Annotated in this window: 8 protein-coding genes; all 8 read right to left on the reverse strand. The window is 40.9% G+C overall.

Features of this window, described 5'->3' with window-relative positions; all coding sequences use genetic code 11:
* Nucleotides 1-14: 14 nt before the first annotated feature.
* The 8 genes from addA to RBATCC27255_RS06410 all read right to left on the reverse strand — a co-directional run bounded on the left by addA (nucleotide 15) and on the right by RBATCC27255_RS06410 (nucleotide 12858).
* Complete coding sequence (gene addA, locus RBATCC27255_RS06375) at nucleotides 15-3575, reverse strand: helicase-exonuclease AddAB subunit AddA (RefSeq protein WP_101029241.1); 3561 nt, start codon at nucleotides 3573-3575, stop codon at nucleotides 15-17.
* The gene (locus RBATCC27255_RS06380; RefSeq protein WP_101029242.1) at nucleotides 3575-6913 is read right to left on the reverse strand and encodes a PD-(D/E)XK nuclease family protein; all 3339 of its coding nucleotides are present in this window, start codon (nucleotides 6911-6913) and stop codon (nucleotides 3575-3577) included. Before RBATCC27255_RS06380 ends, addA begins: the two co-directional genes overlap by 1 nt.
* A 103-nt stretch (nucleotides 6914-7016) precedes the next feature.
* Nucleotides 7017-7619: a stage II sporulation protein R gene (gene spoIIR, locus RBATCC27255_RS06385; RefSeq protein WP_101029243.1), complete on the reverse strand. Its 603-nt coding sequence runs from the start codon at nucleotides 7617-7619 to the stop codon at nucleotides 7017-7019.
* A 73-nt stretch (nucleotides 7620-7692) separates the two neighbouring features.
* On the reverse strand, nucleotides 7693-8562 hold the full coding sequence (ispE, locus tag RBATCC27255_RS06390; RefSeq protein WP_101029244.1) for a 4-(cytidine 5'-diphospho)-2-C-methyl-D-erythritol kinase: 870 nt from the start codon (nucleotides 8560-8562) through the stop codon (nucleotides 7693-7695).
* A 3-nt stretch (nucleotides 8563-8565) separates the two neighbouring features.
* Complete coding sequence (locus tag RBATCC27255_RS06395) at nucleotides 8566-9741, reverse strand: pyridoxal phosphate-dependent aminotransferase (RefSeq protein ID WP_412567485.1); 1176 nt, start codon at nucleotides 9739-9741, stop codon at nucleotides 8566-8568.
* Nucleotides 9741-10223 carry an Lrp/AsnC family transcriptional regulator gene (locus RBATCC27255_RS06400; protein WP_015523763.1) on the reverse strand — a complete coding sequence of 161 codons (483 nt, stop codon included), beginning with the start codon at nucleotides 10221-10223 and terminating at the stop codon, nucleotides 9741-9743. Before RBATCC27255_RS06400 ends, RBATCC27255_RS06395 begins: the two co-directional genes overlap by 1 nt.
* A 198-nt stretch (nucleotides 10224-10421) precedes the next feature.
* Complete coding sequence (locus RBATCC27255_RS06405; RefSeq protein WP_015523762.1) at nucleotides 10422-10922, reverse strand: LURP-one-related/scramblase family protein; 501 nt, start codon at nucleotides 10920-10922, stop codon at nucleotides 10422-10424.
* Nucleotides 10923-10947: 25 nt separating this feature from the next.
* Nucleotides 10948-12858, reverse strand: a complete 1911-nt coding sequence (locus RBATCC27255_RS06410; RefSeq protein WP_101029245.1) for an NAD(+) synthase — start codon at nucleotides 12856-12858, stop codon at nucleotides 10948-10950.
* Nucleotides 12859-12929 lie beyond the last annotated feature (71 nt).

A 12929-nucleotide genomic window follows, 5' to 3' on the forward strand; every position in this document is an offset into this window, starting at 1 on the left:
GGACGGTTTTCTTTTTATACGGTAATGTATGCGCCGAGGTGGATACTGCAAAGAATGCATTCTTTAACGGTAAGTTCTTCAGACTGCTCCATTGCCGATTTGTACAAATCAAGTTGCTTCTTGTAAAGTCCTGCAAGTTTTGTTATATCTTTTACCCTGTCGGTTTTGTAATCGACAATAACAAGCTTTCCGTCCTCAACAAACGCAAGATCAACCGCACCCTGAATTATTACTGTTGCATCGGTTTTTACACCTTTATATTCATCGAATACTTCCGACGGTTTAAGCCTTGCTGTAAATCGTTTTTCACGCATTACAAGCTGTGATGCAATTATACGGTCAATTAGTTTGGTTGACAAAAATTCATTAAGTGTTTTTCTGTCAATCATATCAACCTGTTCCTGTGTAAGTTTTCCGTCATTTAAAAGACGGTCAATTTCAGTGTCAAGACTTGCTCTTGCCTGTTCAAAATTGCAGTATTGCAAAAACTTGTGGTGAGCGGTACCTCTTGCAACGGGAGCGGAATTTTGTTCGGCAATAAATAACGGTTTTGAAAGAATCTTTTCAAAATAATCACCGTTCTGACTGTGTGCAATATCGGATGCACTGACCTTTTGCGGGAGTGAAAGAATATCTCTGTTTCTGTATTTGAAATCAAGATTCTTTTTCAAAAGTTTTGCATAATCAAAAGATTCATCGCTCACGCCGACAGCCTGAAGCAATCCGACAGAGGTTATGTCATCCTCAAAAACATTCTCGTTGTCAGAAGACTGTTCCCGTTTTATAATCTGCAATTTCCAATCTGATTCTCCGTTGTACGGAATAATCTTTGCTCCCGACATAATATCGTTACGCAAATTGTTAAGTGACGGATGAACCAATGCACAAAGGCAAATCCAGTCGCAGTAGCTTTGACAGCTTGTAATGGCATAGGGTTCAATTATGCTTTCAAAAACAAGCTTTGAATACAGCCTTTCAAGGTAATCGTAACACTTCTTAACCGCACCGACACAAATCAGTTTTTCCTTTGCCCGTGTGAGCGCAACATAAAGCACACGCATTTCCTCGGCAATAAGGTTTTCTTCGATTTTAAGCCCTGTTGCAAGACGCGGAAAAGTATTATAAACAACACCGTTGCGCTGAACCTTGATTCCTATTCCTGCCTTACTGTCAAGAAGAATATCGTTTTTGAGATCGTTCTTATTGAATTGGTGTGTTATATCTGCTAAAAAGCATACCGGAAATTCAAGTCCTTTTGAAGCATGAATACTGAGAACTCTTACAGCGTTTGTTGTGTCACCGTCATTTTGTGAAAAAGCGTCAAGATTTGTCTTGTTGGCAATCAACTTGTCAGTATATGAAATAAAATCCGAAAGCGTTTTGTAGCCGTTTTTCTCAAAGCTTCTTGCGTATTCTCGCAGCAGCTCAAGGTTTCTAAGCGCCGAGTCGTTACCGCTGACGGCAAGTGAAATTGACATAAAGCCGGTAATTTCACACGCTTTGGAGATGAGGCTGTCAACGGAATTTGTGCAGGCACAGTCACGCAGAATTTTAAGTTCATCAACAAATTTTTTCGCTTTGTCGTTTGTATCGGCATACTTGCAAACAGAAGCATACAGCGAAATTTTTCTGCTGTCACAACGCATTTCTGCAAGTTCGTCGGGTGTGAATGCATACATAGGACTGCAGAGAACAGACAGAAGCGGAATATCAATTCCCGGATTGTCGATTACACGCAAAAAATTGAGCATAATTTTGATTTCAACTGCCTCAAAAAAATTTGATTTTTTCTCGCTGTAGGCAGGAATACCGCTGTTAATGAGCGTATTGACATAAGTTGTGGCCTTTCCGCTCGGACTGCGAAGAATTATCGCAAAATCGCCGTAGCTTGCCTCTCGCATTACATCTCCGTCTTTAACCCTGAATCCCGAGTTTATCATTTTGTGGATTTTGTCAGTTATGTACTTTGCCTCAATTTCTTCTTTATCGGAATCGGAATTTTCGGCTTCAAGCAATGAAATTTCAAAATTGCAATTATTCGAATCAGGAAATTCAGCGCCGTTTACAAGCCTTTCGTCGGAATTGTATTCCATTTTGGCGGTTTCTTTAGTCATTATTCTTTCAAAAATGAAGTTGACTGCGTCACATACTTCAAAACGGCTGCGAAAATTCCTGTCAAGAATTATAGTTGCGGGATATTCGGTGTTATTCTCATTAAATCGCCTATATTCATTTTTCCGTTCAATAAAGATTTCAGGCTTTGCCTGACGGAACCCGTAGATGCTCTGCTTTACATCGCCTACCACAAAGAGATTGCTTTCATCCTTACTGACAGATTTAAATATAAGATCCTGAACATCGTTTACATCCTGAAATTCATCAACCATAACGGCGTCAAACCTGTTGGAAATTTCCTGAGCCTGAACGGTTTTTGCGTAGCCGTTTTCATCATCAGGCTTTGCAAGAAGTTTTACGGTAAGCGATTCAATATCGGCAAATGAGAGGATATTTTTCTTTACTTTGAGTTCGGACAGCTTTTTGTCATACTCACGAGTAAGAACAAACAATGCCGTTATAAATTTATGAAGCTGAGATAATTCTTTTCTTATACTTTCCTCTTTCATTGCAAATACCGATTGAAGTTTTTTTACGGTATTTTTTACTTCATCTCTGTTTGATGAAACGAAAACCTTGATAGGATTATCCTTGTAGCCTTTTGGAGCTGTCATTCTGCCGACTTCAAAAGAACTTACCGCACGAACAATTTCGTCCCATGACGATTTGGCAAACTTTTTCTGAACAAGCGTAAAATATGCTTTGTCACCCTCAAACAACGGTGAGAGCTTCTCATAAAGTTTTGCGTCCTCGCTGAGTCTTTTTAATGAATTTTCCGTCAGATTGATTGCGTGGAGTACAGCATTTCGGGCATAATCAATTATAATGTTTCCCCACACGGATTTTGAAATTTGTGTTTCGGAATATTTTTCCGACATATCATCAAGCCATTTATCGGGAAACGGCTGAGTGGTGAGGAACTCGGAAATTTTAAGGACTGTTTCACGCAATTTTTGATCGCCCTGTTTTCCCGCAAAAACATCGAGCAAGCAAAGAAATTCTTTATCCTCAATATCATAAAAATGCTCAAAGACAATGTTGAGTGCCTCCTGTCGGAGAATTTCAAGTTCACCCTCATCGGCAATACGAAAATCTCTTGCAACATCGAGCGTATGAAAATATTCACGGACAATATCTCCGCAAAAGCTGTCTATTGTAGATATGTTCGCACTGTACAAAAGCTGTCGCTGCGCAAGCAAATGAGCGTTATACGGATCATCTTCAAGAAGTTTGTTGACTGCCGCCTGTATTCTTTCACGCATTTCGGCAGCCGCCGCTCTTGTGAAGGTTACGATAAGGAGGCGGTCAACATCAAGGGGATTTTTCTCCCGTGTAATAAGCTGAATTACCCGTTCTACAAGCACGGCAGTTTTGCCTGAACCTGCGGCGGCCGATACAAGCACTGAGCCGTCTGTCGCATAGATTGCATTTTTCTGTTGCAAAGTCCAATTTCTTGACATTACTCTTCCTCCTTTCCGTTAATTTCGTTTGTAATTTCTTCGATAACGGTCTTGTTATCAACTGAAAAGCAGTTTATCGGATTACTTCGTCTGTAGGCACATACGCTGTCGTAAGGGCAGTATTCACACGAATCGTGACCGCCCTTCAGCGGTCTTGCCTCAATATTGCCGTTATAGATATTTTTGCCCATTTCAGCAATAAGCATATCAACCTTTTGGAAAATTTTTCCAAACTCTTCAAGTGTTGCAAGGCTTGTTGACGAAACCGGTTCACCGGCTTTTATTTTTACAGGAATATATGTTGCTGCGTCGGTCTTATCCATTCCGTGAATTATTTCTGTGTCCTTGAGCAAAAGTCCGTTCATCTTGAGCTTTTTATTAAGCTCGTCAGGAAGCTTGTCAATTGATTTCAGACTGTCTGACGAAATATACGGAACGGTTGCAGGCATATACAAAATCCCGGCAGGGATAATATCCCCGTATCTGTCACTGCCCGACACCTCAATTGAGTGAAGATACAAGAGCATCTGAAGATTGATTCCGTAAAGAACATCCGAGAGCTTAAACTCCTTTGATCCTGTTTTATAGTCAATCACACGCAAGTAAGTTGTGCCGTTTTTCTGCATAATATCCACTCGGTCAACACTTCCGCAGACTGCGATTTTGTGGCCGTCGGGAAGTACAACCGTGTAGGACGGAACATCCTCGCCGATTTTAAGTTCGCAATCGGTAACAAAAAATTCGCTTTGAGTGAGCTCATCAATTGTGTGCTTCACAAGGCGGAGCACATTTTCGAGAATTAGTTTTATACGGTACATAAATGAATTTTGTTTTGTTTGCACCTCTCCAAAATGTGCAGCAGCGTATTCAGAAATATATGTACTGAAAATTTTTGAAAGCTCATCCTTATCCATCACGGAATACTGTTCCTTAGAATACTCTCTGAAAAAGCGTTCAAGTATATAATGAACGATCGTTCCGTACTGCATCGGGTTAATCTCTGCCTTTAGTCTTTCCCGAACATTCAAGCCGTAGTTACAGAAATATGAAAACCTGCAAAGATTAAATTTTTCAAGCTGTGACGCTGAAATACTAAGATTGCCGCCAAAAAGCCTTTCGGCATTTTGACTCTCATTTATTTTAAAAGGAACCTTATCCCTTGCATTTTTAAGCGAATCCATTTTTGCCGAATATTCAGTAATTTTAGAAAAGACTTCAAGCAAAGATTCGGGAACTTTTTCGCCCCTGCCAAGCATCTCGGCAACAGCGTCAAAAGCAGGACGAAGTGCGTACATACTCTCTTTTTTGGCGTCAAAGTCGAACCTGTCGTATGCAACGATGTTTTTGAATACCTTTTTGCACTGAAGTACGATTTCGGACGGCTGATAGCTTGCACCCGATATATCCGTCAAATAAAAGGATACCGACAAATACTCGCTCGCAGAAGTCATACAGGAATATGCCATAAATGTTTCAAGGTTGTTGAGTGCGGCAAAATCGTCACCGATTTCAACCTTGTTCATTGCAAGCATTTTCAGTTCAAAAGGCGAAAATATTCCGGCGGTGTGCGGTATTGCAGGGAAAATGCCGTCAACACAGCCTATGAGGAATGACGCTTTCTGCTTAGAAATTCTTACTCTTTGTGCAGTTGTTACCGTTACGCAGTCAACTGTTCTGGGAATATCCGACAACTGCATTGCTGAAATTTGCAGGCTCAAAAGCTCATAATAACGCTTTACAGTCATTGCTTTTGTGCCGATTACTGCGGCGGTTTTATCGAGAACAGACATAAGCATATTCCAGATTCTTATCTGTTCCGCACCGACTGCTTTATCGTCGGAGCTCTCAAAATCGGCATACATTCTTCGTAATGCATCGGGAACTTTAAGTTCTTCAAGGAGTGCATAGAACAGTTTTGAAATTTCAAGTCCGTTTTTATCCTTTGCATTTTCTTTGAATAGAAGTAACGGTTCAATAACTGATTCACGCAGATTTTCAACCTTTACAAGAACCTCTCTGTCATAATCCGAAAACCTGTCAGAATAGCCCTTTGGATTCTGAACAAATTTATTTTTAAAAGCCGAACCCGAAACATTCCATACAAAAAGGTAGTTTTCAAAAAGACTTATTTCTTCAACAGAAAATTCGGTTAAACCCGACTTCAAAAGAGCAAGCACATCTTCTCTCTCAAAATCAAAAACAATACATCTGAAAATTGAGTTTACAAGCCTTATTACCGGTTTTACATCAATATCGGCGTGTTCATCGCTGAAATAAGGAATTTCATATTTTTCAAGAATTTCTGATAAAATACCCTTGTACGGGTCGATATCGTGGCAGATAACGGAAATATCCGAATAAAGATAACCCTTTTCAATAACAAGACCCTTGATTTTTCTTGCGACATACTCACATTCATCATACATATCAACAGCATTGTAAACGCAGATATTTTCGGGAGAAATCTCAAGCGGTTCAAGGTGTGTCCTGAAAATGTTTTGTTCAAGCAAAGTCAATTCGTTATTTTTAAACCGATGTAAATCAGTCAGTTTTATCGGAGCTTTAATATCAACTCCGTCACGCTTTGCATATTCCTTGAGAATTTTATATGTCTGCTGTGAGGTTGCAAAAACCTCTTCCGAACCGTCTGTCAGAGGGTCAAGCGTGAGCGTAAAATATGTAGCGGTACAGTCACGAATAAGGCTTCGTACCACCTTGAGCTGTTGCATTGTAAAGCCTGAAAATCCGTCAAAGATTATCGTATAATTCCTGAGAATATTATTCTTTTGAAGAATATCATCGAGTCTTGTCAGGTCATCCATAGGGTCAATATAGCTTTGGCTGACAAGAGCATCGAATGTATCGCTTATGAGAGCTGTTTCGTTAAGCTTTGTCTTTAAGGTTTCATCGCAAACTAGCCTTGACACACTTCTGAGCTCATCGCTTGTAACCGAGCTTTTCTTCAAATCGGAAACAGTCTGCAGCATAACATCAACAAGGCTTTTGCTGCCTTTTGAAGAAAGCAGACGGAGTTTTTCGGTAAGTTCTTCAAGCGCAAGGCTCATTACAACGGCTCTTGTACCCTCGTCAATAACATTATCGGCTGAGTTTCCCGTCAACTCAAAAACATATTTGCAAAGTCTTGAAAAACCGAATACAAGGACTTTTTCGGCTTTTTTTGCACCGAACACATCGAGCAGAGTTTTTTCACATTCAAATGTGCTCTGGTCAGGCACAATCAGCATTACGGGAAGATTGCTGTCGGCAAGTTCGCCTGCAATCTTCAAAGTCTCGGTACTTTTTCCGCTGCCGCTTTTTCCGAGAATAAATCTCAACATTTCATCACTTCCATAAATTTAATTTACAACAAAGTAATTTTATTTTAAACATCTGTACAAATAATAACATATTCTGTGGGTTATTAAAAGGACTTTGCCGATATCAACCAAAAATTCTCTGAAAAAGTTCTACTATAAAAAATTTGTATTCCACCTTTTCATCCGTTACAACGCTGTATTCATCGTCAGAAAGAGCGTTCTTCGCCCTGCTTTTTCCCTCGTCAACCGTTGAAATGCAGATTGACGGATACATAACGCACCACCAATTATGCCCTTCTGCATTGCCGATTGTTATGCGAAGTGCGTCGTACATTCCGGCAGGCAGAGTATAGCTTTCGTAATGGCGGGTATCAAAGTGCATATTGACAACTTCAGCTTTTACGGGATAGTTATAGCCGTTTTTGTACACCTCATTCTGTGCGATTTCTTCTATAGCATCAAGGTTTGCTTTTACATATTCTTCGGCATCCGATTTTGAATTTGCCGTATCAAAAAGTATTTTCGTCTTTTCAAGAACCTTGTCACGCACCTTGAGTTTCAGAGTCTGATCTTCTTCCGTGTCTGAATTTGCAAGTATGTGAAAACGGAAAACATCGTTCGGAATTTCAGTGCATACAGCCTGAAACGGAATTACCGAATAGAGTGTTGTAAGTATGAATGCGATTACAGCGGATTTGATTAAAAGTATTGATTTGTTTGTTTTCATAAAAATAACCCGTCCTCTCTTAAAATGAGTATGGACAGGTTACTGTAATTTTAATCAGAATTATTAAATTTTATCAAAGCACCTTACAGCCGTCTGAAACAGGCTTGCAAAGAAAGACTTCTTTGTAGCTTTCACAAAGCTTGTCATAGCACTTCTTGGCTCTTCGTGATGAAGTGAACACACCGAACACGGCTGAACCCGAACCGCTCATACCTGCTCCCCTTGCCTTTGATTTGAGCATAATACTCTTGATTTCATTAACTTCGGGAATCTGCAAAGCAAGTTCAAAATCATTGAAGATTGTTGTTGAAATCATAAACATATCTCTGCTGAACAGAGCCTTTACCATTTCATCCGTGTAGCAGGCGTGAGGATTGAGTGTGTCAACCTTTTTATATGCATCGGCAGTAGACACGCTGACTGAGTCGGGTTTGCAGATTACAATGCTGTCGCAACGAAAAGAGGCAACTTTTTTGATTGCAGTGCCGATGCCCGTACATAGCTTTGTTCCGCCCTCAAGGCAGAAAGGCACATCCGCGCCTACCTTTTCACCGATTTCTCTCATCTCGGCAGGCTTGAGCATTGTTCCGAACATATTGTTCAAGCCTAAAATAACAGCCGCACCGTCACTGCTTCCGCCGGCAAGACCTGCCTGTGTGGGAATCTTCTTGTCAATGTCGATATGAACGCCCTTAACATCCGTTTTGCAATAGTCAAAAAACTTGTAAGCCGCCTTTGCACAGATGTTTGAATCATCGCAGGGCACACCGTCATAATTACAGGAAATTGTCACCGTGCCGCTTTCATTGTCTGTGATTGTGATTGTATCATACAAATCAACGGCTTGCATAACGGTTGAAATATTGTGATAGCCGTCTGCTCTCTTTGAAAGAACATCGAGAGAAAGATTTATTTTTGCAGGAGCAAGAACTTTTACTTCCATATTTTAACCCTTTTTCAGTTCTTCAAGAAACTCTTTGATTCTTTCAAGCGCAATTTTAAGATGCTTGATAGAATATGAATATGACACACGGACAAAGCCTTCGCCCGATTCACCGAACGCAGTACCCGGAACAACGGCAACATGCTTGTCCACAATAAGTCTTGTACAGAATTCCTCACTTGTAAGACCTGTGCTTTTGATACACGGGAACACATAGAATGCACCCAAAGGTTCAAAGCAGGTGAGTCCCATTGCGTTAAAGCTGTCCACAACAAGCCTTCTCCTCATATCATACTCGCCACGCATCATCTCTACATCCCTGTCACCGTTGCGCAGAGCCTCAATAGCAGCATACTGTGCGGTTGTAGGAGCAGACATAATTCCGTACTGGTGGAGCTTTGTCATCTGAGCAATAACAGGAACAGGACCGAGCGCATAACCAAGCCTCCAGCCTGTCATGGCATATGATTTTGAAAAGCCGTTTACAACAATGGTACGCTCATACATACCGTCGATTTCAGCAATTGAAACATGGTTCTTATTGCCGTATGTAAGCTCGCAATAGATTTCGTCGGAAAGTACAAACAGATTGTGTTCCCTGATAACCTCTGCAATTTCTTCAAGGTCTTTTCTCTCCATAATTGCACCCGTCGGATTGTTCGGGAACGGAAGTACAAGAAGTTTTGTCTTTGGAGTAATTGCGGCGCGAAGGTCTGACGCTTTAAGTCTGAAATTATCTTCGTTTTTTGTGTTGATAATAACAGGCACGCCGTCTGCCATCACTGTAAGCGGTTCGTAACAAACAAATGAAGGTTCGGGAATGATAACCTCATCACCCGGATCAAGCAATGTCCTGAAAACAAGGTCAATTGCTTCACTGCCGCCGACAGTTACAAGCGTCTGCTTTTTGGCATCGTACTCAATACCGAATCTTCTTTTGTAGTAAGCTGCAATTTCTTCACGAAGTTCGGCAAAGCCTCTGTTCGGAGAATACCATGTCTTACCTTTTTTCAGGCTGTTAATGCCCTCTTCACGGATGTGCCACGGCGTCTGAAAATCGGGTTCGCCGATACTCAGAGAAATGACATCGTCCATTTCGTTAGCTATATCAAAAAACTTACGGATACCCGAAGGTTTTACCGTTGAAATCTTTTTATTAATAAAATTATTGTAATCTATCACAGAATCAAATGCCTCCCGTCACGCTTCTCTTCATCGCTGAAAAGGCATGCCCCTCTGTCCTTGTAGCGGCGCATAATAAAGTGTGTACCCGTTGAAAGCACACCGTCAATTGTAGAAAGCTTTTTGGCAACAAACATTGCGATGTCCTGCATTGACTCGCCTCTTACAATGAGAGCAAAGTCATATGTGCCTGCCATAAGATAGAGAGATTCAACCTCTTCAAAGCCCATGCAGAGTTCTGCCATTTCATCAAAGCCTGTTTCCTTTTTGGGAGTTACCTGAAGTTCAATTAAAGCCTCAACATAGCTGTCGTCAACCATATCCCAGTTTACAACTGCCTGATATCCCTTGATTACCCCCGAATTTTCGTATTCCTTAATCTGCGCCTTAATGTAATCCTCAGGCTCGCCGAGCATTGCCGCTATTTCCGCTGTTGTAAAACCGGAATTTTCACTTAAAAGCTTTAATAATTTGTCCATATTTATTCCTCCCTGAGAATATATTAAACGCAAAATTTTGCGTTGCAGGCTGAATTTGCAAAAAGCGACATCAAAGGATGTCGCTTTGACAATTTCAATTTTTAATATTTATCTGCGCTTCTGCGCTGTTTGCACTATTATTTGCTTGCTCTGTGACAGTTCACATAGCTTTAGCAGTGGGAACTGTCTGCACATAGATTATACAACCTGTACCTCTCGCTTGTCAACTGTATTTATCATATTGACGCATAAGGCGGTCATTAAACATATCAATTCGTTTTGCGCATCGGCAATTTCAAGTTCGCATCCTAAAGGGTGCTTGATGTGATTGCATATCTGTGCGTTGTCAACATCAACAATGCTGAAATTTTTTGAAATTACATCACCGAGAATTCTCCAATTATTGCCGTAGAATCTGCATTGAACCATATTGTTGGTCATAAGCACCACGAGGGTTGCCGCTGTTTTGTCTGTTTTTAGAGTAAATGAATTTACTCCTGCAACGGGCAACTGTCGAAGTCTTGCAACAAGGTTTTTATTCTCATCAAGAATATTAAGCCTTACAATGTTGTTGACAACACCACGCATACTTCTCTTTCTGCGTTTCATAACAGCAGTATATTTATCCCTGCCCAATTCATCACGAATCAAAAAACAAACATCGGACGGAGATACATCTCGTGTAATAAACAATTTCATAAAATCACCGTCAAAATTTTATTTCTTAATCTTCTTCAAGATTTTCAAGCCAAAGATTTACACACGCATCACTCGGCATTCTCCAGTCTGAACGAGGCGAAAGTGTTACAGAACCAACCTTCGGTCCGTCAGGCAGACATGAACGCTTGAACTGCTGAGTAAAAAATCTTCTGACAAAGGTTGTGAGCCACTTTTTGATTGTGGCATTGTCGTATTTTCCCGCAAATGATCTCTTTGCAAGGTAGTATATTTTATTCGGCTCGAAACCAAATCTTACCAAATAATATAAGAAAAAGTCGTGGAGTTCATAAGGGCCAACCACATCCTCTGTTTTCTGTGCAATTTCGCCGTTTTTATCGGGCGGAAGAAGCTCGGGACTTACAGGTGTGTCGAGAACATCAAGTAGAACAGTTTTGAGAACTCCCTCGCTGTGCTGTGCCTCATAGGCAGTGAGATAGCGGACAAGGGTTTTCGGAATTGACACATTTACGGCATACATACTCATATGGTCACCGTTGTAGGTTGCCCAGCCGAGAGCAAGCTCAGAAAGGTCACCTGTGCCGATAACAAGACCGTTATATTTGTTTGAAAGGTCCATAAGAATCTGTGTTCTCTCTCTCGCCTGTGAGTTTTCGTAGGTTATATTTGTAACACTTTCATCGTGGTTGATATCCGCAAAATGCTGACGAACAGCCTTTGTAATGTTAATATCTTCAAAAGACACTCCGTAAGCCTCAGCCAGAAGCTGAGCATTTGACTTTGTACGCTTTGTCGTGCCGAAGCAAGGCATTGTTACTGTATGAATATTCTTTCTGTCAATATCGAGCATATCAAAAGCATGAACGCAGACAATGAGCGCAAGTGTGCTGTCAAGACCTCCTGAAAGTCCTAAAACCGCATTTTGAATTCCCGTGTGAGCAAGTCTTGTTGCAAGACCTGTTGCCTGCATCGTTATAATCTCCTCACAACGGGCGTCAAGATCTGATTTGTTTGACGGGATAAACGGAGTCCGAGAGAACTCTCTTGAAAGCTTTGTCTGTTTTATAGGCATATCAAAATATACCGAGGTAAAGTTATTGTCATCACTTTTTGTAAAAGTATTTGTCTTTCTGCGTTCTGCCGAAAGCTTTTGAACATCAATGTCTGCATAGATAATGCCTGTTGTAAAGCGCTTGCTTTCTGCAAGCAGAGATGCGTTTTCGGAGATTATGTTCTGTCCCGAAAATACCATATCCGTTGTGCTTTCACCAAAACCCGAATCGCTGTAAATGTATGCACAGCAAAGCTTACCGCTCTGCATTTTTACAAGGTCACGGCGATACTGTGCCTTGCCTATTACATCATCGGAGGTTGACGGATTGCAGATTATAGTTGCACCGTGTTTTGCGTGTTCAACAGACGGAGATGCGGCAACCCACAAATCCTCGCAGACTTCAACACCAAAGCTGAAATCACGCATTTTATCACAACAGAACACAAGATTATCTGAAATTATAGTTTCGACGCCTGCATATGAAATTTCATCGTAAAGATTTTTTCCGCTTGTGTAATGACGAACCTCGTAAAATTCGCTGTAGTTCGGAATGTTGACCTTCGGAACAATGCCAAGTATATCGCCCTTATAAATCACTGCGGCACAATTATAGAGTGCCGATTCAATTGCAACCGGAACACCAACAATTGAGATTATGTCAAGGTCTGCTGTTTTTTTGAGAACTTCTTCAACTGATTTTTCAGCCGCATTGAGCAAAACACGCTGATAAAACAAATCCGAACAGGTGTAGCCTGTTACACAAAGTTCGGGAAACACAACCAGTGACGCACCGTTTTTGTGTGCCTCTTTAATCTGTTCAATAATATTTATTGTGTTGGTTTTACAGTCTGCAACCCTGATTTTCGGTGTTGCGGACGCAACCTTGATGAAACCGTATTTCATAAAATTATACCTCACAAAATAATAACCGCAGAAACAAAACGCTCCTACGGTTATTATACATCAAATTTTCC

This window comes from Ruminococcus bromii, assembly GCF_002834225.1.
Lineage (GTDB): Bacteria > Bacillota > Clostridia > Oscillospirales > Acutalibacteraceae > Ruminococcoides > Ruminococcoides bromii.